The 24,124-nt window shown below is 59.9% G+C and carries 19 protein-coding genes and 2 pseudogenes; 17 read left to right on the top strand and 4 right to left on the bottom strand.

Annotation, left to right across the window (positions count from 1 at the left end):
* Positions 1–71: 71 nt before the first annotated feature.
* Positions 72–302, bottom strand: a complete 231-nt coding sequence (locus GT495_RS09495) for a transposase (protein WP_161162445.1) — start codon at positions 300–302, stop codon at positions 72–74.
* 468 nt (positions 303–770) lie between these two features.
* On the opposite strand from GT495_RS09495, the gene GT495_RS09490 reads away from it, so the two are divergent.
* From GT495_RS09490 to yihA, 8 genes are all read left to right on the top strand, one after another.
* Complete coding sequence (locus tag GT495_RS09490; RefSeq protein WP_052044096.1) at positions 771–1,781, top strand: LacI family DNA-binding transcriptional regulator; 1,011 nt, start codon at positions 771–773, stop codon at positions 1,779–1,781.
* Between the two features lie 184 nt (positions 1,782–1,965).
* Positions 1,966–3,348 (top strand): family 43 glycosylhydrolase, encoded by a 1,383-nt coding sequence (locus GT495_RS09485; RefSeq protein ID WP_035137642.1) that lies wholly within the window; start codon positions 1,966–1,968, stop codon positions 3,346–3,348.
* 45 nt (positions 3,349–3,393) lie between these two features.
* Positions 3,394–4,845 carry a PTS transporter subunit EIIC gene (locus tag GT495_RS09480; protein ID WP_052044095.1) on the top strand — a complete coding sequence of 484 codons (1,452 nt, stop codon included), beginning with the start codon at positions 3,394–3,396 and terminating at the stop codon, positions 4,843–4,845.
* Positions 4,846–4,946: 101 nt separating this feature from the next.
* A complete protein-coding gene (locus GT495_RS09475) occupies positions 4,947–6,389 on the top strand; it encodes a glycoside hydrolase family 32 protein (protein ID WP_035137641.1) in 1,443 nt (480 codons plus the stop codon).
* A gap of 277 nt (positions 6,390–6,666) precedes the next feature.
* Positions 6,667–7,521, top strand: coding sequence for a DegV family protein (locus tag GT495_RS09470; RefSeq protein ID WP_161162444.1), 855 nt, complete (start codon positions 6,667–6,669; stop codon positions 7,519–7,521).
* Positions 7,522–7,695: 174 nt separating this feature from the next.
* The gene (gene pflA, locus GT495_RS09465; RefSeq protein WP_161144619.1) at positions 7,696–8,514 is read left to right on the top strand and encodes a pyruvate formate-lyase-activating protein; all 819 of its coding nucleotides are present in this window, start codon (positions 7,696–7,698) and stop codon (positions 8,512–8,514) included.
* Positions 8,515–8,636: 122 nt separating this feature from the next.
* On the top strand, positions 8,637–9,377 hold the full coding sequence (gene mtnN / locus GT495_RS09460; RefSeq protein ID WP_035137633.1) for a 5'-methylthioadenosine/S-adenosylhomocysteine nucleosidase: 741 nt from the start codon (positions 8,637–8,639) through the stop codon (positions 9,375–9,377).
* 39 nt (positions 9,378–9,416) lie between these two features.
* Positions 9,417–10,007 (top strand): ribosome biogenesis GTP-binding protein YihA/YsxC, encoded by a 591-nt coding sequence (yihA, locus tag GT495_RS09455; protein WP_055252447.1) that lies wholly within the window; start codon positions 9,417–9,419, stop codon positions 10,005–10,007.
* Between the two features lie 241 nt (positions 10,008–10,248).
* Here the strand turns inward: yihA and thrB are convergent, their stop codons facing one another.
* On the bottom strand, positions 10,249–11,130 hold the full coding sequence (thrB, locus tag GT495_RS09450; protein WP_006234874.1) for a homoserine kinase: 882 nt from the start codon (positions 11,128–11,130) through the stop codon (positions 10,249–10,251).
* A 201-nt stretch (positions 11,131–11,331) separates the two neighbouring features.
* Positions 11,332–12,849, bottom strand: coding sequence for a threonine synthase (gene thrC / locus GT495_RS09445; RefSeq protein WP_161162443.1), 1,518 nt, complete (start codon positions 12,847–12,849; stop codon positions 11,332–11,334).
* 104 nt (positions 12,850–12,953) lie between these two features.
* Between thrC and GT495_RS09440 the strand changes: the two genes are divergently transcribed.
* The 7 genes from GT495_RS09440 to GT495_RS09410 all read left to right on the top strand — a co-directional run bounded on the left by GT495_RS09440 (position 12,954) and on the right by GT495_RS09410 (position 22,322).
* Positions 12,954–14,342, top strand: coding sequence for an aspartate kinase (locus GT495_RS09440; protein WP_161162442.1), 1,389 nt, complete (start codon positions 12,954–12,956; stop codon positions 14,340–14,342).
* Between the two features lie 173 nt (positions 14,343–14,515).
* Positions 14,516–15,541, top strand: coding sequence for an aspartate-semialdehyde dehydrogenase (locus tag GT495_RS09435; protein ID WP_161162441.1), 1,026 nt, complete (start codon positions 14,516–14,518; stop codon positions 15,539–15,541).
* A 350-nt stretch (positions 15,542–15,891) separates the two neighbouring features.
* Positions 15,892–16,470, top strand: a complete 579-nt coding sequence (locus GT495_RS09430) for a methylated-DNA--[protein]-cysteine S-methyltransferase (RefSeq protein WP_370457645.1) — start codon at positions 15,892–15,894, stop codon at positions 16,468–16,470.
* Between the two features lie 228 nt (positions 16,471–16,698).
* On the top strand, positions 16,699–17,382 hold the full coding sequence (locus GT495_RS09425; RefSeq protein WP_161162440.1) for a response regulator transcription factor: 684 nt from the start codon (positions 16,699–16,701) through the stop codon (positions 17,380–17,382).
* 2 nt (positions 17,383–17,384) lie between these two features.
* Positions 17,385–18,764, top strand: coding sequence for an ATP-binding protein (locus tag GT495_RS11175; RefSeq protein WP_161162439.1), 1,380 nt, complete (start codon positions 17,385–17,387; stop codon positions 18,762–18,764).
* 85 nt (positions 18,765–18,849) lie between these two features.
* The gene (locus tag GT495_RS09415) at positions 18,850–19,551 is read left to right on the top strand and encodes an ABC transporter ATP-binding protein (RefSeq protein WP_161162438.1); all 702 of its coding nucleotides are present in this window, start codon (positions 18,850–18,852) and stop codon (positions 19,549–19,551) included.
* A gap of 5 nt (positions 19,552–19,556) precedes the next feature.
* Entirely contained in the window at positions 19,557–22,322 is a 2,766-nt protein-coding gene (locus GT495_RS09410) for an FtsX-like permease family protein (protein WP_240128169.1), read from the top strand.
* A 62-nt stretch (positions 22,323–22,384) separates the two neighbouring features.
* Here the strand turns inward: GT495_RS09410 and GT495_RS09405 are convergent.
* Positions 22,385–22,462 (bottom strand): annotated as a pseudogene (locus GT495_RS09405) (helix-turn-helix domain-containing protein); the annotation flags it as partial.
* A gap of 178 nt (positions 22,463–22,640) precedes the next feature.
* Between GT495_RS09405 and istA the strand changes: the two are divergent.
* Positions 22,641–23,948 carry an IS21 family transposase gene (gene istA, locus GT495_RS09395; protein ID WP_370457644.1) on the top strand — a complete coding sequence of 436 codons (1,308 nt, stop codon included), beginning with the start codon at positions 22,641–22,643 and terminating at the stop codon, positions 23,946–23,948.
* Positions 23,945–24,124: pseudogene (locus tag GT495_RS09390) on the top strand (AAA family ATPase); the annotation flags it as partial. The gene istA and the pseudogene GT495_RS09390, both read left to right, overlap by 4 nt.

The following is a 24,124-nucleotide window of genomic DNA, read 5'->3' as shown; positions in this document are numbered from 1 at the left end:
CGGGGTCGGCGAAAGCGCATTAGCGCATTCGGCGAGATGCGTTTGCGAAAGTGGTCAATTTTAGATTAGCGCTAACAGCCCGCCCCGTAGGACGACGTCCCCTCCATCGCGACGCAGGCCGGCTCCCCGGCCGCCGCGATCGCCCCGGCGAGCGCCTCGTAGCCCGCCGCGTCGGCGGGGAACTGGCGGGACAGGACCTTGCGGCCCCTCCAGTCCAGGACGCACAGCCAGTGCGAGTCGGCGTGGGTGTCGACCCCGCAGAAGACCGGCCCGCGGGCGCCGGGTGCCGATTCGTTTTGCATGTCTCGCTCCGTTCTTTCCGTGCTCGCCTGGACCGGGCAGACGGCACACTGACGGGGCGCGATAGAATGCGGTTGTTCGGGTCCGCGGTATCGCTCCATGCTCCTATTAGGTCATGCGGCGGTCTCGGCTCGCCGCGGCCCGCGCGGGACATGTCAGGAAACGAGGGCAGCCCTGTGGGCGCCAGCGGAATGTGGGGTCACCGCGCGGTCCGCATCTGATGGTGTCGACGTCAATGGTATACGGGTGCATCATCGACGTCTTCAATACAGAAAATATCAGTGCGGAATGTTTTGGGAGGTAGCCCAAACAGCCCCGGCGGGGGTCCTGTGTAGTCACCCTTTAGGCGGAACTCTCCTAATTATTTGGATGAGTCGTTTACTTACTTGTGCTGTTACCGTCTTCCCGCTGTTGTTGGGGTATGCTTTGTTCGTATGTAAACGTATGACATGTTGATGGGGGAGGGTGCTATGGCTCACGAGAGTGCCCGTTCTAAGGATACGGCTAAGCCTGGCATCAAGGAAGTTGCAGCGGTGGCGGGGGTTTCGCCTACTACGGTATCTCGCGTGCTTAATAATCGCGGCTACATTAGCCAGGAAACCCGCGATAAAGTCCATGCGGCGATGGAGCGCATCAACTATACGCCCAACGATATCGCCCGTGCCATGCTCAACGGTCGCCTGAATCTTATCGGTATGATCGTTCCCTTTGTGAGCAGCCCGTTCCATGCTCAGGTTGTGCAGGCGGTCGAGCGCACGTTAGCGGAAAACGGCTTTAAGATGTTGCTGTGCAACAGCGCCAATCGACCCGATCTTGAGCGTTCCTATATTGACATGCTCCGCCGCAATATGGTCGACGGCGTCATCGTCAACTCCCTCAATATCGGTGCCGAGGCATATGCCGAGATGGGCTTGAGCCTGGTTGGCATCGACTGCGATCTTGGCGAGGGCTCTGTCCAGATTGCAAGTGACAGCTATGGCATTGGCGAGCTCGCCACGCGCCGTCTGATTGATGACGGCTGCAGGCGTATCCTGTGCCTGCGCAGCAATAGCCGCATGCGCATGCCTGCCAATAAGCGTACCGATGCCTACCTCGATGTTGTTGAGCAGGCCGGTTTGTCCGCGCTTGTCCGTGAGGTTGAGTTCGTTAAGCCCGACGACGAAAAGGGCGCGGTCGTTGCGAAGATCCTCGATGAGAACCCCGATATTGACGGCATCTTTGCGGGAGACGATACGATGGCGGCCATCTGTCTCAACGTGATGAAGCAGCGCGGCTTGAGCGCTCCAGACGATATTAAGGTCGTGGGCGCGGATGGTGCCCGCCGAACTATGACGTTTATGCCTGACTTAACAACCGTACGTCAAGATATCGATCGCATCGGAGAGCTCGCGGCGCAATCCATCATCGCTCTTATTAACGGCGATAATCCCGAATCGAATATCAAGCTCCCCGTTGAACTCATTGAGGGCAAAACCGCGTAGTTCATCCCGTGCCAAAAGAATTCCCTCAAACGCCTCTGATGACCGTTCACCGGCATATGTCAACCGTTTGCCGACGACTGGAACTGCGAAAAGACGTATTGGTGTGAAAACGTTTGACATATGAAAACGATTGACATATCTTGCCATTGTACCGAGTTAGTATGTCGTGGAAAGGAAGTCTCGGATGCACAAGGTGTATTACCAGCCTGAGGGAATTTGGGTAGGCGACATCATGCCGTACGGCGAGGACGGCACGTTCTATCTCTATCATCAGCGTGACACGCGTAACCCCGAACCTTTCGGAGAGCCGTTTGGCTGGGCACTCGCTACGACCAAGGATTTCGTCAACTACAAGGACTTTGGCGAGAGCCTTGAGCGCGGCGGCGACGAGGAAGTCGACCAGTACATTTATGCCGGCACGGTGTTTAAGGTGGGCGACAAGTACCATGCGCTCTACACTGGTTGCAATCGCGATAAGGTCCGCGCACGTTTGATGAAGCAGGTTCTTCTTCACGCAACGAGCGACGACGCCGTCAAGTGGGAGAAGAACATCGCCGAGACGCTGCTTCCGCCCCAGGAGGGTTACGATGACCGCAACTGGCGCGATCCCTTTGTGCTTTGGGATGAGGAGAACGAAGAGTACATGCTCATCCTCGGCACGCGTGTGGGCGAGGACAAGCGTCTGATGACCGGCCGCCTGGTCAAGTTCACCTCCAAGGATCTGACCAACTGGGAGTTCCAGGGCGACTGGTGGAACCCGGGCCTGTACACCATGTTTGAGATGCCTGATCTCTTTAAGATGGGCGACTGGTGGTACCTCGTCTTTTCCGAGTACAGCGACGGCAACAAGACCCGTTACCGCATGTCCAAGTCCATCAACGGTCCTTGGATTACCCCCGCTGACGACTCCTTCGACGGCCGCGCGTACTACGCCGCTCGCACCGCATTCGATGGCGAGCGTCGCGTTCTCTTTGGTTGGGTTCCTACGCGTGACGAGGGCGGCGACCCCAGCTCTTACCTATGGGGTGGCACCTTTATGCCCCTCGAGATCGTTCAGCGTGCCGACGGAACGCTCGGCACCAAGCTCCCCGACAGCATGCTTGGCGCCTTTGGCGAGGCTAAGGCAGTCGAGACCTTTGAGCTTTCCTGCGAGTCGGGCAAGGTCGAGCAGGTGCTCGCCGCGGATGCCGGCTCCACCTACTTGCTCGATGCCGACATTGAGCTTGGCGGTAACGCTGCCGGCTTCTCGGTCAAGTTCGCCGAGGACGCCGAGACCGGTCTTGCCTATGAGTTCCGCGCCAACCTGCGCGAGGGCAAGCTCGAGTTCACGCCGGCTCCCCAGTACCCGTGGTTCCAGGTCAACAACATGGGCCTCGAGCGTCCGTTGTTCTTTAAGGGCGAGGGCACTCACCATGTGCGTCTGGTCGTCGACGACGACATCGCGACCATCTTTGTCGATGATGTTGCGCTCAACGCTCGCTTCTGCAACAAGCAGGGCCAGGGTGTGGCGCTTACCGTCACCGACGGTGCGCTCAAGTGCGCAAACGCAACGATCGCGTCTCTGTAGCGGCAACGAACCGTTTTATGATTTAGAAAAGGAATGGAGAGGAACATGGACTACAAGGCAGTGTCCCAGCAAGTCGTCGACAACGTCGGCGGACTGGAGAACATCGAGGGCGCCACGCATTGCGTGACCCGTCTGCGTCTGGTGCTCAAGGATACGAGCAAATACAACAAGGCCGAGCTCGAGAACATCGATGGCGTCAAGGGCGTGCTGTACAACAGCGGCCAGCTCATGATCATCTTCGGTACCGGTACCGTCAACAAGGTTTACGATGAGTTTATGGCTCTGACGGGCGTTAAGGAGATCAGTGCTTCCGAGGTCAAGGGCGCTGAGGCGGACAAGAAGGGCAAGTTCTTCTCGGTCCTCAAGGTATTCTCGGACATCTTTATCCCCATCATTCCCGCCTTCGTCGGCGCTGCAATCATCATCGGCCTTAAGTCGCTGATCGTTGCCAACGGCCTCTTTGGCATGGAAGGCAGCCTCGCCGATCACAGCGAGTTCCTCAAGAACCTCGCAAGCTTCTTTGCCATTATCGCCACCACGTTCGACTACCTGCCTGTCCTGGTTATGTACAGCGCGGTCAAGCGTTTTGGCGGTAACCCGATCCTGGGCATCCTCGTCGGTATCGTCATGGTTCACCCGAGCCTTATGAACCGCAACACGTTCGTTATGGACCCGACGGGTGCTGAGTATTGGAACTTTGGTCCGCTATCCATTCCCATGGTTGCTTTCCAGGGCGGCGTATTCCCTGCAATCCTGACTGCCTGGTTTATGGCCAAGGTCGAAAAGATTGCCCAGAAGTACATCCCCGAGGTCGTTTCGTTCGTCTTTGTCCCGACCGTTACCCTGATTCTTGCTAACGTCGCCCTGTTCACCGTGTTCGGCCCGCTCGGCAACCTGATCGGTGACGTCCTCGCCGGCGTAATCGATATCCTGTACAACAGGATGGGCGTCTTTGGTGCCTTTGTCTTCGCCGCGTTCCTGCAGCCGCTCGTCGTTACCGGTACGCATCAGTTCATCCAGGGTATCGAGGCAAACCTTGTTGCCACGACTGGCTTCAACTACATCCAGGCCATCTGGTCGGTTTCCATCATCGCCCAGGGCGGCGGCGCCATCGGTATGTACCTCATTCACAAGAAGCACTCCAAAGAGCGCAACATCTGCATGTCGTCCTTTATCCCGACGCTGGTCGGAATCTCCGAGCCCGCTATCTTTGCTGCAAACATGCGCTATTCGATCATTCCGTTCATCTGCGCATGCATCGGTGCAGGCTGCGGCGGTGCCTTCGTCAAGCTCTTTGAGGTGCGCGCTATCGGTCAGGGTCTGACCGGCGTGCTTGGCCTGCTCATCGTCACGCCCGAGACCCTCGTGTGGTATGTGGCTGGCAATCTCATCGCCTTTATCGTGCCGATCGTCTTGATCTTTGCCTACAACAAGGCAAAGGGCGTGCCGACCACCGATGAAGAGGGCGCTGGCGCTGGCTTCGACGTTAGCTTCTAGTTGAGCCGTTCAGTGTAATCTGAGGATAAGTCCATTTGAGGAAGGGCGTTCGACTCGTGTGAGTCGAGCGTCCTTCCCCATAGACGAGAAAGTCAACGGCGATGTTAAATCAAAAAAACAAGGTGACACGCGCGGACTATGAGCAGTGGCGTGTCGGACAGGATGAGACGGCGGCTCGCATCGCGTCCGACCCCGATAGGCTTCTGTTCCATGTGGAGCCTGAGCTTGGCTGGCTCAACGACCCCAACGGTTTGGTTCAGATTGGTGATACGTATCACATCTATCATCAATACGATCCGTTCGATGCTGCGCATGGCGGTCCAGTGCTTTGGAACCATCTGACGACAAAGGATTTTGTGACGTACGAGAATCACGGCCCCGTGCTGTTCCCCGATTCCGATTTGGATTCGAGCGGAGCGTATTCTGGTTCTGCCTTTGTACGTGATGGCAAGATTCACTACTTCTATACCGGCAACGTCAAGCATTTTGACCGCGATGATTACGACTACGTGTTGACGGGCCGTGAGCAAAACCAGATTCATATGGTTGCCGAGAATCCCGACGAATTGGGCGAGAAGCGCATGGCTGTTGGACCAGTCGATTACCCCGACGATATCGGTACACACGTGCGCGACCCCAAGATCCTTGAGCACGATGGTATCTACTACATGGTTCTGGGCGCTCGTACGAAAGACGACCGTGGCTGCGTGCTTGTCTATACTTCGCGTGATTTAGGGGTCTGGAGCTATGCGACGCGCATTGAGCTGGGCGAGAAGTTTGGCTTTATGTGGGAGTGCCCTGATCTGTTTGAGCTTGATGGCGAGCTTATTCTCGTTTGCTGCCCGCAGGGTGTGCCTGCCGATGGTTGGCGTTACCGCAATCCGCATCAGTGCGTGTGGTTCCCCATCGAGGCCGATTGGGAGGCGCCGAGCTTTAAAATCGTCGGGCAGGGCATGCCCCCGATGGTCGATGCCGGTTTTGATTTCTATGCTCCGCAGTCCTTTGAGGATGCTGCAGGCCGGCGTTTGATGATCGGATGGTCGGGTTGCCCCGATGCGACGGCAGAAAACCCGACGGTGGCGCGCGGGTGGCAGTGCGCGTTGACGGTGCCGCGAGAGCTGAGCATGCGCGATGGTAAGCTCTGCCAGCAGCCGGCGCACGAGATTGAGAGGATGCGCGGCGACTGCGTTCGCGCGACAGGCGGTGAAACCGTTGAGGAGCCGGGCCGCCTGTTTGATCTTGTGGTTTCCTGTGAGGGCGCCCAGGTGATCGAGCTCGAAATCCGCAAGGGTGTCTTTGTGCGTTATACGGACGGGATGCTTACCCTCGATATGGGTGACGAAGGCTATGGGCGCGACCAGAGGTCGATTGAGCTCGGCGAGCTTCGCGACCTACGCGCGCTTTCGGACACTACGATGGTCGAGATTTTTGCAAATGGCGGCGAGGCGGCACTTACGAGCCGTACCTATTCGCCGGCGGTTCCGGCGATGGAGCTGCACGCCGAGGGTGCGGCATCGATGAATTTCTATCGCCTCGTGCATTAACCGTGCGTGGAGCACGATTGGATTTGCTGGACGGAATGTGTCGCAGTTGTCGCGGCCAACTACCGCTTACCGCATATAGTGACCGTTTGCGGAATAAGTAACACTCCTTAATAAACCGTGTAGAATCTCAGATAAGCACGGAGTTTTCCAGGGAGACGCTGTCCTTTGTTATGTGCAAAGGGCGGCGTCTCTTTGGCGCTTGGGGGTCGTTCTGTAGCAGGACGGCGGGCGTGTGTCACATATTAAAAAGCCAACGTCGAGATGGGTCGTGATAATAATGGGCAAGTACATAATCGTGGTTGAATCTGGTTCGGATGTGACGCCAGAGCTCTGCGAGCGCTACGGCATCGTGCGCGTGCCTATGCATGTCACGATTGGTGACGAGACCGTCGAGGACGGCTCGATCGATCCGCTCGAGATTTATTCGCGCTGCAACGAGTTTGGCGTGATGCCCAAGACCAGCGGCTGTGCGCCGGCAGATTTTGCGCATGTGTACGACCGCATCCATGCCGAGCAACCCGACGCGACCATTCTGCATCTTGCATATTCCGAGGCCACGACCTGCTCGCATCAATCATCGAAGATCGCCGCCAAGGGTCGCGACTACGTCTACTCCATGGACACGCGTTTTGTCTCGGTGGGCCAGTCGCTTGTTGTCGTCGAGACCGCCAAATACATCGAGGCTCACCCCGATGCCACCGTCGACGAGATCTTCGCCTTCGCGAACTCCGTCATGGACCGCGTGCTGCTGGGCTTTGTTCCTACCGATCTTGCCTTCCTTAAGGCGGGCGGTCGCTTGTCCAACGTCGCATTCCTTGGCGCACATCTGCTCAAGATTAAGCCCTGCATTGAGGTGACGGGCGGCAAGTTCGTGGCGACCAAGAAGTTCCGCGGCTCTATGCTCAAGTGCGCCCGCGCCTTTATTGACCACATGGTTGCGAAGGGCGAGATCGACTACTCGCACATTGGCCTGGCGTATTCGGTAGGCCTTTCCCAGGAGCTGCGCGACGACATGGAAGTCTATGCGCACGACCTGGGCTTTAAGGACATTACCTGGACTCAGGTCGGCGGCGTCATCTCGAGCCACTGCGGCCCGACCGCCTTCGGTGCGGTGCTCACGCTTAAAGCGTAAAGGCCGCAGGCGAGCGTTCTTCAGCCTGACATCTCGACGTAGACCCCAGCCATGGTGATGGGGGATAGATTAAAACGTGCCATTCTAGCCCGAGACGTTTAAACGCAAGCACATGGGCTAGAATGGCTCTGGCATTTTAATTGGTTGCATCCAAGGAGAGGCAAGGTAGCGCGAATGGCAGAAATGACGCTTGAGGGTGTGGACGCTCGTCCCGAGGACTCTGCGTTTGCCCTTGGCCGCGTGCATTCAATCGAGACGATGGGGACGGTCGACGGACCCGGCATCCGCTTCGTAGTGTTTGTCCAAGGCTGCCCCATGCGCTGTGCGTATTGCCACAACCCCGATACCTGGTCGGTTAACGGCGGCACGATGGTGACCGTCGAGCACCTTATGGACGAGTTCCAGAGTAACCATGAGTTTTACCGCAGCGGTGGTATTACGGTGTCCGGCGGCGAGCCGCTCCTGCAGCCTGAGTTTTTGGCCGACCTGTTCCACGCCATGCACAATAACCACGATGGTCGTGTGCACACCTGCTTGGATAGCTGCGGCTATGCGTTCGATCCCGCGCATCCCGAGAAGTTCGATGCCGTGCTCAACGAGACCGACATGGTACTGCTCGATATTAAGCATGCCGACCCGGTCGAGCATAAAAAGCTGACTGGGTGCGATCCCGCACGCATTCTGGCGTTTGGCGATGAGCTTGCACGTCGCAAGATCAAGGTCGTTATCCGCCACGTGGTGGTGCCGGGCATTACCGACACGGTGGAGGAGTGCGAGAAGCTCGGTCGCCTCATCGCTCCATGGCACAACGTGGTGGGCCTGGAAATGCTGCCGTATCACACGATGGGTGTCGTCAAGTACGAGCAACTGGGCATTCCCTATAAGCTCGAGGGCGTGCCCCAGATGGATACCGCGCGCATGCCCGAGTTGCGTAATGCCGTTATGACCGGCATGAAAAAGCGCCGCGCGGAGCTAAAAAACGCCATCGGCTAGCAAGTCTTTTGCTCCTCTACGATACCCGCGCTGCGGTGGTCTAGCGACTTCGTATTGCGCGGTTGAGTCAAAATGCTGGTACCATACCGTGGATAGCAGTTTTCACGGGTTTGGGGGATGGTATGCCTACCATCGCAATCATCGGTGCACTCGAAAAAGAGGTTGCGCAGATTAAAGAAGAACTGAACGGCGCTCGTGTGGCACAAGAGGCGGGCTTGACCGTTGTCAACGGCGAGCTCGACGGTTTGTCCGTTGTTGCTACGACCGCTGGCATGGGAACCGTAAACGCCGCGGCGGCAACGCAGCATCTCATCAGCAAATATGCCCCGCAGGCCGTTGTGTTTTCGGGCATTGCGGGTGGCCTAAACCCTAAGCTCCATATTAACGACGTGGTTATAGGCAAGTGCCTGCGCTATCTCGATACTGACACGGCGCTCATCGCCGAGTCGGCGCCGGGACTCGAGGAGTTTGTCTCGACGCCGGCGTTGGCTGATGTTGCCGCCGCCGTGCTTGCCGAGCATGGATTTGTGGATGCCTCGGCGGATGAGAATTCTGCGGAGAAGGACCCCAAGCAGTTCCTGTGTGGCACTATCGCCACGGGTGACCGCTTTGTTACGGGTGACGCCATGCGTAACGCTGCGATTGAGGCCACGCATGCCGATTGCGTCGAGATGGAGGGCGCGGCAATTGCGCACATCGCGGCCAAGAATGGTGTCGATTGCCTGGTGCTGCGCGCTATCAGCGATAATTGTGACGAGGCATATGACGCGTTTTGCGAGCGCGAGTTCGATCTGGATGAGTACGCTCGCACCGCGAGCGGCATCACGCTTGACATCGTTCGTCGTATCGCCGCCGCGCAATAGCACACCCGTTTTGTAAAAATCTACGACCAAGGAGTATCCATGGCCGATTCCATTAACTATCAGCTTGCCAAGTTTGTTGCCAGCTACGGCAAGGTTTCGCAGATCCCCGAGTCCACCTGTCCCGAGGTGAGCTTTGTGGGCCGCTCCAATGTGGGCAAGTCGTCTATCATGAACAAACTCTTTGGCCGCAAGAACCTGGTCAAGGTTTCGAGCACGCCGGGCAAGACGAGCAACATCAATTTCTTCGAGGCCGACGACGTGCACTTTGTGGACCTGCCGGGCTACGGTTTCGCCCGTCGTTCCAAGGCCGAGCGCGACCGCTGGGCCGAGCTTATCGGCGACTTCTTCGACTCAGAGCGCAGCTTTAACCTGGTTGTGTCGCTGGTGGACATTCGCCACGACCCCAGTAAACTCGACCATGACATGATCGACTACCTGCAGGGCAACGAGTTCAACTTTATCGTCTGCCTCACCAAGGCCGACAAGCTTAGCCGCACCCAGCAGGCCCGCCAGGCAGCAGCCATCAAAAAGCAGCTCAACGTTCCGGCCGAAAACGTGATCATCACAAGCTCCCAGACCGGTACCGGCATCGACGAACTCAAGCGCCGCATCGCCGAGGCCTGCCTCTAATAAGTGCCCCTATCAATAAAAGGCCATAATTTCAGCCCGGCGCCCTTTCAAAGCGTGGGTCCCTGTAGACATCGCTAGTCACGTTACCATAGGGCCACCCAGGGGCATCCCCTTAAAAGCATTCCGCAGCACGAGGCCCGCTTATCCGCAGCTCCGAAGGAGCAGGATAAGCGGGCCTCAAGTGCGAGGACGTTTTTAAGGGGATGCCCCTGGGTGGCCCGGACAGGCCGATCGGCGATGTCTACAGGTACTCGATTTGAGCGCCCTCGGTGTCGCACGTCAGAATGTGCGTGTCACACTTGGGGAACTGCTCGCGCAGCTTGACCTGCAGGAACTTCGCCACGATGGTGTCGTCAGTCACGGCCATGAGGGTCGAGCCGGAGCCACTGATCCAGATGGTCTTGGCGCCTCCGTTAAGGCAGGTGTCGCGCACGGCGTTGTAGTCGGGGATGAGGCGGCGGCGATAGGGCTCCTGGATGCGGTCGTCGTTGGCGGCGGCAATCAGGTCAAGGTCGCCGGTCTCCAAGCCGCGCGTCATGCCGGCGATGCGGCCCATTTGCCATACGGCGGTGGAGAGTGGAATCTCCTGTGGCACAACCTTGCGGGCCTCGCTCGTATGCACCTCGTAGGGCGGAATCACGGTAATAAAACGCAAGCGATCGCTCACCTCATAGCGCAGGCACTGGGGGAGCGAATCAGTCGGCGTAAAGGAGCAGACGGCGCCGCCCAGGATGGCGGGGGCGACGTTATCGGGATGGCCCTCGACCTCGGTGGCGATGCGGACGAGTTCGGCGCGGTCGACGGTGTGGCCTGTCAGCGCGGCGGCAGCCATGATGCCGGCGACGACGCAGGTGGAGCTGGAACCCAGGCCGCGGGCGACGGGCACGTCGGTCTGAATGTCGATGGCAACGGGAAAAGCCGGCTCGCCCCATGCGGCCAGCGCATCGACAAAGCTGACGTAAACCAGGTTGTTCTCGTTTTGGAACTCTTCGGGGCAGCCCGTGATGGTGAGCTTGTCGGCGCGCTCGAAGGTGAAGTGCGAGTAGAGGCTGACGGCCATGCCGAGGGTGTCGTAGCCGATGCCTAGGTTGGCGCTGGTTGCTGGGACGGTGATTTTGATCATGTGGGTCCTCCTTGGCGGGTCTGACCGTTTAGTTCGCTGCTCGGGCAGTCCTGGCTCGCTCGGAAAGCACATTAAGTGCTTTCCGGCTCGTGCGGAACTCGCGACGAACTAAACGGCCAGACCCGCTCGCATGCTCGTCATCATCCCGAAAGCTAAATAAAAAGAAGGTGCGCCGGCTTGCGCCGGCGCTTAATAAGGGGTTTAGTTGGTTGCCATCTTTTTTGCAGCCTGCTCTACGTAGCTGGCCATCTCATCGACGTCGCAGACGTCTTCGAAACGGACGGGTTTGGATTCGAGTTCGGCGAGCTGGGCTGGGGCGACCGTGTTGGTTGCCTGCTCGAGCACGCGCATGGCCTCAAAGTCGTCCTTGGGAACGTCGAGGCCCAGGGCGTCGCAGCAGGCGCGCGGGAACTTGTAGGGGCTGGCGGTCGAAAGCAGCACGCGGGCCTTGGCGCCCTCGGCGGGGGCGACCTTTTCAAAGACGTGATAGCCGCAAGCGGTGTGCGGGTCGATCACATAGCCGTTTGCATCCCAGCAGTTCTTGATAGCAGCGCGGACCTCGTCCTCGCTGGCCCAGCCGCAGCCAAACACACTCTGGATCTTGGCCAGCAGCTCGGCGGGCACCTCATAGCGACCAGTCTGTGCCAGCTGCTCCATAAGGCCGGCAACGAGTTCGCAGTCGCCATCGGACAGGAAGTACAGCATGCGCTCCAGGTTAGAGCTGATGAGGATGTCCATCGACGGCGAGATGGTCGTGAAGAACGGACGGTTGCGGTCGTAGACGCCGGTGGTCAGGAAGTCAGCGAGCACGTTGTTCTTGTCGCTCGCGACGATGAGCTTGGCGACGGGCAGACCCATGCACTTGGCATAGTAGCCGGCCAGGATATCGCCAAAGTTGCCGGTCGGTACGCAGAACTCCACGGAGTCGCCGGCCTCGATGGCGCCGGCGCGCAGCAGCTGCGCATAGGCGGCAAAGTAGTAGACGACCTGCGGCACCAGGCGGCCGACGTTGATGGAGTTGGCGCTCGAAAGCACCGTGCCGGCGGCCTCAAGACGCTCGGCAAGCTCCTTATCGGCAAAGATGCGCTTGACGGCACTCTGGGCGTCGTCGAAGTTGCCGCGGATGCCGCAGACGGCGACGTTATCGCCCTCCTGTGTGGACATCTGCAGATTCTGCACGCGGCTGACCTTGCCTTCGGGATAAAAGACGGTGATGCCCGTGCCCGGGGCGTCGGCAAAGCCAGCGAGTGCTGCCTTGCCCGTGTCGCCCGATGTGGCGGTGACAATCATAATGCGCTCGGCACCGCCGTCCTTGGCGGAAGTGCGGGCCATGAGGCGGGGGAGCATCTGCAAGGCGACGTCCTTGAAGGCGCTTGTGGGGCCGCCAAAGAGCTCCATCACATAGGTCTGAGGGGCGTCAGCGCCCGGCGCAGCGTCGAGTTTGACGAGCGGCGTAACCTCTTCACTCGCGAACGTGCCGCGGTATGCCTCGTCGACACACGCCGAAATTTCTTCGGTCGTGTAATCATTCAGTAACATTCCCAACACATCTTGAGCGATTTCAAAGTACGATTTAGCTGCAAGCGAGCTGATATCGACCTGCTGGGTGCCGAGCTCGTCCGAGACAAACAAACCCCCGTCGGGAGCGATGCCGGTACGGATTGCCACCTTACTTGAGCACGATAAAGTGCGTCCTCGTGTACTATGATAAGTTCCCATATAACACTGCTCCTCGGATGCCTTGGTCCCAATCGGTGAAACCATGGTATCAGAGCGCGCAAAATAGGTTCGCAGAGGCTTTTTAGAAAGGTAACCTCCAGCCCATGATTAAGATTGCCAAGTTTGGCGGCTCGTCGGTCGCCGACGCCGAACACTTCAAAAAGATCAAGGCCATCGTCGACGCCGACCCTGCCCGCCGTTTTGTGGTGGTTTCCGCCTGCGGCCGCCGCTTTAAGGGCGACACCAAGGTGACCGACCTGCTCTATCTGGTCAATGCGCACGTTAAGTACCACGTGTCGTGTGAGGAGCTGCTCGAGGACATCGGCCAGCGCTATTTTGATATCGCTGATGAGTTGGAGCTCACCTATCCCATCCGTGAGGAGTTCGCGGCCTTTGCCGAGCGCGCCCGCTCGGGCTGCTACTCCACCGAGGAGCTTGTGAGCCGTGGCGAGTACTTTACCGCTCGCCTGATGGCTGAGTACCTGGGCCTACCGTTCCTGGACGCCGCGACGGTTGTGGCGTTCCATCACGACGGTACGCTCAGCATGAATCGCACCTCCGAGCTGGTGCAGGAGTATGGCCAGCAGGGCGGCTTCGTTATGCCTGGCTTCTACGGCGCGACGCGCGAGGGCCAGATCAAGCTGCTCGATCGAGGCGGTGGCGATATCTCGGGCTCGATCTTGGCCAAGTGCCTGGGCGCCGACCTGTACGAGAACTGGACCGACGTCTCGGGCTTCTATTCTGCCGATCCGCGTATTGTTCCCGAGGCTCAGCCCATTGCGCGCGTTACCTACGAGGAGCTGCGCGAGCTTTCGTACATGGGCGCAAGCGTCCTGCACGAGGAGGCCGTGTTCCCCGTGCGCGAGGCGGGTATTCCGCTGGTCATCAAGAACACCAATGCGCCGCAGGACCCCGGTACCATCATTAGCGAGACGGCTGATGAGGGCGAGGCGGAGCCCATCATTACCGGCGTGACCGGCAAGCGCGGCTTTGTCGCCATCAACGTTGCCCGCGACCGCACCAAGCCCCGCGTTGGCTTTATGCGCCGTGCGCTTTCGGTGTTCGAACGCTATGACGTTTCCGTCGAGCACATGCCCACCGGTGTCGACCGTTTTGGCGCCGTGGTGCAGGAGCAGGACGTGCACGATTCGCTGTACTCGCTCGTTGGTGACATTCAGCAGGAGGTCGAGCCGCTCGAGATCGAGGTTGTCGAGGGTCTGGCGCTCATCGCGACCGTCGGCCGTAACCTGCGCGGTCGTGCAGGCATCTCGGGCCACCTGTTTGGCATGCTTGGCCAGGCCGGCGTGAGCGTGCGCATGATTTCGCAGAGCTGTGACGAGATCAATATCATTATCGGTGTCGAGGAGAAGGACTTCGACCTTGCGATTCGGACCATTTACCGTGCCTTCTCCGATGAGAACGGCATTGTGAAGGTCTCCGATCTGGAGGCTCCCGCGCCGGCCGATCCCACCCTGGCCGCGCTCAAAAAGTAGCGACTGCTCGGTAGATTTTTGGGTCATGTCTCAAAAATCTACGGCGGGGCGTTTCGTTTCGGTTTCGTTTCGACGGGGCGGGTTTCGTGTCCGCCCCGTTCTTGTATACACTGGCAACAATAATCAGCCTGCTCGGCGTGCGGGCAAAAGCCACAACCTTTAAAGGGGGAAGCATGAAACAGTACACGGTTGCTATTTTGGGCGCGACGGGAGCCGTGGGCACCCAGATGCTCGAGTGCCTCAACGAGCAGGAGTTCCCGGTCGGCAAGCTCAGGCTGTTGGCAAGCGCACGCTCCGCGGGCAAGACCGTTGAGTTCCGCGGCGAGCAAATCGTGATCGAAGAGGCTTGCCCCGAGGCCTTTGAGGGCTGCGACATTGTGCTTGGCGCCGCCGGCGACGACATCGCGAAGGAGCTGCTGCCCGAGGCCGTCAAGCGCGGCGCCGTCGTGGTCGACAACAGCCACGTCTTCCGCATGGATCCCGAGGTGCCGCTGGTTGTACCCGAGATCAATGCCGACGATATCAAGTGGCATCACGGCCTTATCGCCAACCCCAACTGCGCGACCATCATCGGCCTGGTTCCCACCTGGCCGCTGCATCAGCTCGCCGGCGTGAAGCGCATGATCGTCTCGACGTATCAGGCGGCTTCGGGTGCCGGCGCTCCCGGTATGGCCGAGCTCGAGGCTCAGCTGGCCGCCCTGGGCCGCGGTGAGGAGATTCCCGAGCCGCGCGCGTTTGCCGCCCAGCTGGCGAGCAACCTGATTCCGCAGATTGGCGGCGTCAAGGAGGAGGGCTTTACCTCCGAGGAGATGAAGCTGCAAAACGAGGGCCGCAAGATCATGCATCTGCCCGAGCTGCGCGTGAACTGCACCTGCGTGCGCGTGCCCGTGCTGCGCTCGCACTCCGAGAGCATTACGCTCGAGTTCGAGCGTGACATTACGGTTGACGAGGCCCGTGCTGCGCTGGCTGCCGCTCCCGGCGTCAAGCTGGTTGACGATATGGCTGCCGAAGATGCACACGATCGCTTCCCCATGCCGATGGATACGTCCGACCAGGACCTGATCTGGGTCGGTCGCGTGCGTCGCGACATCTCGAACCCCGAGGCCGCGCGCGGTATCACCTTCTGGTGCTGCGGCGACCAAATCCGTAAGGGCGCGGCAACCAACGCCGTCCAGATCGCTAAGCTGCTCTGCGAGTAGTGTGGCCTGTCCGGCGGGGGCCGGACTTAGTTTTCAGAACGTCCTCGACCATGTGTGGCGCCTTGTCCTGCTCCTTTGGAGCCGCGGACAAGGCGCCACACTGGTCTGCGGAGTGTTCTGAAAACTAAGCCCGGCCCCCGCCTGCGGTGACGCTGCTGTAGGCGGCCTGCGATGGGGCCGTTGTTGGTTGGGGTCGCTGGGCTGATGTGGGGGCACGTGGCCGTTGCGGGCCTTGGTCCCGGCGGCGGCCCCGGCGCTTCGCGCCTGCCGCCTTGGGTAACTTTGGGGTCGATTGAAGTTGCCTACACAATTCGCGGTATTATGGTGCGGAGTTTTGAAAGGAGCCGCTGGTGGTCACGACGACGTTTGCTTCGCCTTTGGGCGAAATCTTGCTTGCCGCTGATGGCCGCGGTCTGACGGGGCTTTGGTTTGAGGGACAGGAGCATTTTGGCTCCACGCTTCTCAAAGAAGATCCTGAACATGTTGAAGGCGCCGATGCAGTTTCTGGTGCTGGCGGCATGTCGTCGGTGAGTCCTGCAAATGGTGCGGCGTCTTCGGTGCTTGAGCGTTCCTGGGCTTGGCTGAATGCTTATTTTGCAGGGCAGGAACCTCGGTTTACGCCGCCGTTGCATATGATCGGTACGGCGTTTCAGCGTGAAGTTTGGTACGAGCTGCTTTCCATTCCGCGTGGCGAGGTCGCCACGTATGGCGAGATTGCCCAGCGTGTTGCTGCTCGACATCGTGTGCCGGGAAACGAGGATCCCGTTGTGTCTCCTCGTGCGGTGGGGGCTGCGGTCGCGCGTAATCCCATTTCGATTATTGTGCCGTGCCATCGCGTGGTTGCCGCCGACGGGTCGCTCAACGGATATGCCGGCGGCCTCGACCGTAAGGAGTGGCTGCTCCGGCTTGAGGGCGCGTACGAGGAGTAACGCTCGAACACTTTGCATAACTAGGACGCCGCGAAAGGACGAGTCGCTGTCTTTTCGCGGCTGGCATGCGTCCAGGCGCTCGGCGTCTGCGCCTTAAGTTTGGCTAAGCCATATCCTGCGTATTTGAAAACGCGCAGGTTGAGCAGCTAAGGCTGCGCTAAGGAGGCTGACGGTGCGCTATCATCGGCAGTATCGAAACTTGTATAGCCGTGCGCCAAAGGAGCAACCATGAAACTGATGCTTGCCGAGGACGAACCCGGCCTCTCCCGCGCCCTTACCGCGATTCTTCAACATAGCGACTACGAGGTCGACACCGCGCTCGACGGTCTGACGGCGCTCGAATATCTGCTCGCCAACGACTATGACGCCGCAATCCTGGACATCATGATGCCCGGCATGGATGGAATTGAGGTGCTCAAGCGCACACGTGCCGCCGGTAAGCGACTGCCCATCATCATGCTCACGGCAAAAAGCGAGGTGTCCGATAAGGTCGAGGGCCTGGATGCCGGTGCCAACGATTATCTGACCAAGCCGTTTGCCGCCAAGGAATTGCTCGCTCGCATTCGTGCCATGACGCGTGCCGCGACGGCAATTGACGCCACGACGCTCAGTGTGGGCAATATGCGCCTCGACACGGCATCGTGCACGCTTGTGGGTCCCTTGGGCGAGGAGCACCTGGCCAATCGTGAGTTTCAGCTTATGGAGCTCTTTATGCGCAACGCCGGCACGCGTATGCCCACCGAACGTCTGATGCTCGAGGTTTGGGGTGAGGATGCGCCCGAAGGCGCCAACGTAGTGTGGGTCTATATCTCGTACCTGCGCAAAAAGCTGACGGCGCTGGGTGCCAACGTGGCCATCCGCGCATCGCGCAATCAGGGATATTCGCTTGAGGTTGTCGAGGAGGGCGAATAAGCGTGAGCGCGAGCGCGTGGTGGAAGCGCATGGCGACAAAGCTCGGCATGGGAGCGGACTCGGGTAATCCGGGGCGCGTCGATGCTGCCAGTGCAATGGGACGTCGTCTGCGTCGCAAGTTCATCCTGGTTGCCATGGGTGCCGTGACCGTCGTGCTTACGCTCATCATTGCCGGCATCAACGTCGTCAACTACTCGCATATCTGCAAGATGGCCGATGCTCGCCTGGACTATATCTTGGCGGGCAAGAACGGCATTGATTGGACGGATGAGCCTAAGACCGACCCCGGCCAGGATGTGGGCGCCGGTAAGACCGCTGCCGGTGACAGGGTGGTCATGCGCACCGGGCACTTCGAAGGTATGACGGCGGAGTCTCCCTTCGACACGCGCTACTTTACGGTGTCGATTGCCGGTGGGCAGGTGACCGATGTCAACACGGCCCGCATTGCCGCGGTGGGTGCCAAGCGTGCTGCACGCATCGCTGCAGGACTATATTCCAAGGGTTGGACCTCGGGTTTTTCTGGCAATTATCGCTATACGACTGACGTTCAAGACGATGAGACCACCTATGTGTTCGTGGACTGCTCGCGCGAGCTTGCAAGCTTTCATTCGTTTTTGAGCGCGAGCGTGGCGATCAGTTGCATTGGCTGGCTGGCGGTGCTGGCAATTGTGGCGGGTGCCTCGGGCGCGGTGATTCGACCGATGGCCGAGAGCTACAGCAAGCAAAAGCGCTTTATTACCGATGCGAGCCACGAGATCAAGACGCCGCTGGCTGTAATTGACGCCGCCAATGAGGTGCAAGAGATCGAGAGCGGCGAGAGTGAGTGGACGCAGAGCATTCACGAGCAGGTCGCGCGGCTGACGGCGCTCACGGAGCGTCTGGTGTTTTTGGCTCGCATGGACGAGGGTTCGGCGGGCTTTACCATGATATCGATCGATCTTTCGGAGGCAGTGGACAAGGCGGCGTCGCCGTTTGAGTCGGTGGCGGTTTCGCGTGGCAAGCGTCTGTCGACGTCGATTGCGAGTGGCGTGCGGGCCCATGCCGATGCTGCAGCGGTGGCGCAGGTGGTTGAGCTGCTGCTGGATAACGCCACGCGCTATGCGAGTGAGGGCAGTGTAATTGAGTTGAGTCTGCGTGCCGTCTCACGCGGTGCAGGCAAAGGTTCGGCCGAGCTTGTCGTTTCGAACGCCGTGGACGAGCTGCCCGAAGGCGACCTAGATCGATTGTTCGACCGCTTCTATCGTGCGGACGTGTCGCGCAGCTCCAAGACGGGCGGCTCGGGCGTGGGCCTATCCGTGGTGCGTGCCATCGCCGAAGCCCATGGTGGGAGCGCTTCTGTCTGCGGCCACGGCAACCAGATCACCTTCACCGTCCGCCTCTAAAACCTGCCAAAATGAACCTGTCCCTTTTTGGTCGGTGCGAAATGGGTAATACTAAAGAGTTATCCGACCAGATGGGAATTAATCGATGGCCTATATCGAATTCAAAGACGTCATCAAGGCATACGGCGAGGGCGACGCCCGCATTCACGCACTCGACGGCGCGAGTTTTACGGTCGAGCGTGGCGAGCTCGCCATCATTCTGGGTGCTTCGGGTGCCGGGAAGACCACGGCGCTCAATATCCTGGGCGGCATGGATACGGTAACCTCTGGCACCGTGACGGTGGACGGGCGCGACGTGAGCTCCTCCAACGAGGCGCAGCTCGTGGAATACCGCCGCGCCGACGTCGGCTTTGTTTTCCAGTTCTACAATCTGGTCCCCAACCTGACGGCGCTCGAAAACGTCGAGCTCGCAGCTCAGATCTGCCCCGATTCGCTCGATGCCGAACAGACGCTTCGCCAGGTTGGTCTGGGCGAGCGCCTGGGCAATTTTCCGGCACAGCTTTCGGGCGGCGAGCAGCAGCGCGTGTCCATCGCCCGCGCACTGGCCAAGAATCCCAAGCTGCTTCTGTGCGACGAGCCCACGGGCGCACTCGACTACAAAACCGGCAAGCAGATTTTGCAGTTGCTGCAGGACACCTGCCGCAAGCAGGGCATTACGGTCATCATTATCACTCACAACTCCGCGCTGGCGCCCATGGCCGATCGCTTGATTCGCTTTAAGAACGGCCGCGTGGAGAGCGAGACGGTCCAGCAAAATCCCGTGCCGATCGAGACGATCGAGTGGTAGCGCCCATGGATCAGGACCGCCAAAACAGCCAACGCCGCGACGCGCAGAACACGGAGCGCGCGCAGGATTTTACGACCTATCGCACCGCCCAAAGCTCAAACGACATGGTGCCGACGGTTTTCCGCCGTGGCATCTACCGCACGGTTCGCGGCAGCCTCAAACGCTTCTTGTCTATCGTCGTGATCACCGCGCTCGGCGTGAGCGTGATGTGCGGTCTTAAGGCGGGTTGCGAGGACCTGCGCGATTCGGTCGATGCTTACTTTGACCAGCAGAATGTCTATGACATTAACGTGCAGTCGACCTATGGCCTTACGCGCGACGATCTTGCAGCCATTCAAGAGGTCGACGGCGTCGAGACGGCCGAGGGCATCTACACCGAGACCGCCTACACCGCCGTGGGTACAACGCGCGAGCGCGTGGTCGTGCAGAGTCTTTCCAAGGAGAATATCGATCAACCGGTGCTGGTGAGCGGCGATTTGCCCGAGAGCGCCGGTGAGGTCGCGGTGACTTCGAAGTTCTTGAAGGCTTCGGGCAAGAAAATCGGCGATACGGTGAGTTTTGCCGCCAATGACGCGAGCTCGTCGAACCAAAGCGCCAAGGACCAGTTTGCCGCGGGCGATTACACCATTACGGCCGAGGTTCTCGATCCCACCGACGTGAGCTCCGACTCGACGGTCAACGCCTTTCGCGCTGCTTCGGCGGCGGACTATAAGTTCTATGTGAGCGAGGATGCCGCGACATCTTCTTCCTACTCCGCTGTCCACGTGATCGTTGAAGGAGCCAAGAGCCTCAACTCCTATTCGAATGCCTACACGGCAAAGATCAATGAGGTCAAGGGCAATATCGAGAAGATCCGCGAGGAGCGTGAGAAGGCGCGCGCTCAGGAGCTGACGGTCGACACGCCGGCAAGCTTGGATGCGGCCGAGCGCCAGACGAATATGCTCTTTGGGATTGAACAGGGCAACATTGACCGTATGGCCGAGGGCAGCGACGAGCGTGCGCAGGCACAAGCCGACCTGGACCAGCGCCGTGCCGCCGCCGACCAGCAGTTTGCCGATGCCCGCGCCGACCTCTCTGACCTGGGAGAATGCACCTGGTACATCCAAGACCGCGGCAATATCGCAAGCTACTCGAGCGTCGAGAGCGATAGCTCGTCAATTGAGGCCATCGCCACGGTGTTCCCGTTCATCTTCTTTATCGTCGCCGTGCTCATCAGCCTCACCACCGCCACACGTATGGTCGAGGAGGAGCGCACGCTTATCGGCCTGTACAAGGCGCTCGGCTATTCACGCGGGCGTATCCTGTCCAAATATGTGGACTACTCGCTGTGGGCGTGTCTGATTGGCGGCGTACTCGGTAACATCATCGGATTTGTGGGCCTGCCGCTGTTCTTGTTTACGGTGTTCGACGACATGTACTCACTGCCCCAGATGCTGCTTTCGTACGACATCGTGTCGTCGATCGTGTCGGTGGCGCTGTTTGCCGTGGGCGTGGTGGGCGCCACGATTATCGCCTGCCGCCACGAGATGGCCGAGACCCCAGCCTCGCTCATGCGCCCCAAGGCCCCGCGCGCCGGCTCGCGTATCTTGCTCGAGCGTATCAGCTTTATCTGGCGCCGCATGGGCTTTTTGAATAAGGTGGCAGCGCGTAACCTGTTCCGCTACAAAAAGCGTGCCTTTATGACCATCTTTGGCATCGCGGGTTGTACCGCGCTTGTGATCTGCGGTATGGGCATTCGCGACACGTCGGTCGCGCTTTCGCCCAAGCAGTACGGACATATCACGCGTTATGACCTGCTGGCGGTCGCCAACCCCGATGACTTTACGCAGGCGTGCGCGGCGCTCGATGGGCGCAGCGCGGCCAATGATTCCAACGTGACCGTGACTTCGACGCTGCCGATTATGACCGACAACGTCACCTTTACATTCGGCGGAAAGAGCGAGACCGTGCAGCTGATCGTGGTGCCCGATGACCGCACGAACGATCTGGACAACTATGTTCGCCTTGAGGATGAGTCCAAAGAACCGCTCACCCTGCGTGACGGGGATGTGTATTTGAGCAAGAGCTCTCAGCTGGTGCTGGGGATCAAACCGGGTGATACGGCGCACGTCCAGGATTCGTCGCTCAATGTTGCCAAGGTTAAAATCAGCGACATTTCGCTCAACTATCTGGGCAACACGCTTTACATGACGCAGGGCACCTATGAGCGCGCGTTTGGCCGAAGCGCACGCCTTAACGGCATCCTTGCGCTGCTTAAGGGTTCGTCGACCGATCAGATTGCGTTTACCAACCGTCTTAAGAGCGATGGGTGGATTACGCTGTCGAGTACCGCCGAGCATTGGGAAAACTATGAGGCAAACTTTACGATTATCAATTCGGTCGTGGTGCTTGTGACCTTTATGGCGGCGTGCCTATCGTTTGTGGTGGTGTTTACGCTGTCTAATACGAATATTTCGGAGCGCGAACGCGAGCTAGCGACCATCAAGGTACTGGGCTTTCGCCGTGGCGAGGTGCACCATTACGTCAACAAGGAGACGTTGATTCTTACGGCGATTGGAGCCGCACTGGGCGTACCGCTGGGCGGCTTGCTGGCCGAGAGCTTTACCTACATTTTGCAGATGCCGTCGCTGTACTTTGACGTTGAGGTCGAGCCGCTGAGCTACGTGCTATCCGTGCTGCTGGCCTTTGCCTTTACGTTTATCGTCAACCTCGCTACCAATCGCACCCTCAATAAGATCGACATGGTCGGCGCCCTCAAGAGCGCCGAGTAACCTGCCAAAAAGGGACAGGTTCATTTTGGCAGGTTTTATCTGGGCAAACGCCGGACAACCATTGTCGCTGCCACAATGACAGGATAGGGAACAAGGGCATTTTCCGGGTAGCCGGGTTCGTTACCATTCGTCCCATTCATCAGCATTTTCCTCCAGATATTTTCTTAATTTCTCAAAAGAGTGTTAGCGCCGGGCGATTTTAGCCGCTAATAGTCAAACTATTTTGACCAATCCCGGTCACCGAATAATGGCCACCGTGCCTCCCCGCCGCCACTACGCTGGTGGTGCCAACACGCCGGCGTTAGGAGGACCATTGAGGTGAACGAGAGACACGATGACCTACAGGAAATTATAGACGCGGCGCTCCGGGAGATGGCCGCGGAGGAGGGCGACGGGTTCGACCCGCAGACATGCAACCTCGCTGAGTTCTGCAGGAGGACGGGGCTCACCCGCTCCCGCGCGAGGACGGTCAGGGCCCACGGGTTCAGGGCCCTGCCCCACGGGAACAGCGGGAGGAGGACCGCGTCGGGCGTGCTCGCCGGCCACACCGGCCTGGTGGACGACCTCCTGCGGAAGGGCGTCATCAACTCGCAGGTGATATTCGAGCGGCTGCTCGGCCAGGGCTACGCCGGCGGCCTCACAACGGTGAAGACCTATATCGCCGCGCACCGGGACCTCGTGCCCGCGAAGAGGCGGCAGGCGGCCCCGCAGGGCTGCCGCGGGCAGCGCTTCAGGACGGCGCCCGGAGAGGCCTACCAGATGGACTGGGGCTTCGTCGCGGTCGAGCGCCCCGGCGGGGAGCGGGCGCGGATCGCCTGCTTCGCCATGGTCTGCCACCATTGCGGGAGCGCCCACGTCGAGTTCTTCCCGAACGCGCGCCAGGAGAACCTCCTCATCGGGATGCTGCACGCGTTCTCGGCGCTGGGCGTGCCCGCGACCGTGCTCACCGACAACATGAAGAGCGTGGTCGTCCGCCGCGATGCCGACGGCCGGCCCGTCTGGCAGGCCGACTACGCCGAGTTCATGGGCGTCGTCGGCTTCCGCACCAGGCTGTGCAGGCCGCGCCACCCCTATACGAAGGGCAAGGTGGAGAGGCTCGTCCGCTTCGTGAAGGGGAACTTCCTCGCGGGAAGGTCCTTCACCGACCTTGACGCCCTCAACCGGGAGGCCGCCCTCTGGTGCGCCGAGCAGGGAGGCCGCTGGCGGCGCGCGGCGGCATGCGTCCCGATGCGCGAGCACGAGGCGGCGTGCTCGGCGAACACCAGGCCGCTCGAGGTCACGGCCGAGGTCGAGCGGTACCTGTGCCCGCGCCGGAAGATCTCCTTCGATGGCTTCGTGAGCTTCGAGGGGCACCGCTACGGCGTGCCCTACTGGTACGCCCGCCGCGAGTGCAGGGTGAGCCGGGAGGGGCGCGTGGTGCACATATACAGCGACGACCTCTCCCGCGAGCTCGTCGCCCACGCTGTCGGCGCCGGCGCCGACAGCTGGTGCGAGGGGCAGTGGGAGACATCGCCGGCGCAGCCCGAGGAGCTGCCGACCCAGCCGGTCGGGACCGTGGTCGAGCAGATCGCCCCGCCCCGGGCGAAGCCCGGTTTCGAGAGGTTCGACTTCGGGAGGGCCGAATGATGGCGGGCGCGGGGGCGAGCCCCTACGAGCTCGCGAGCGACGCCGCGTCGAGGCTCGGGATCGCCGTCGGGGCGGAGGAGCTCGCGACCCTCGCCTCGGACCTCGACCTCGGCGACGGGGAGATGGCCGCCGTGGCAGCCACCTTCTCCTACCTCGCGGAGAAGAGGAGGCTCGCC

The organism is Collinsella sp. BIOML-A6, assembly GCF_009875845.1.
Lineage (GTDB): Bacteria > Actinomycetota > Coriobacteriia > Coriobacteriales > Coriobacteriaceae > Collinsella > Collinsella aerofaciens_H.
This window is presented reverse-complemented; position numbering and strand designations above follow the sequence as displayed.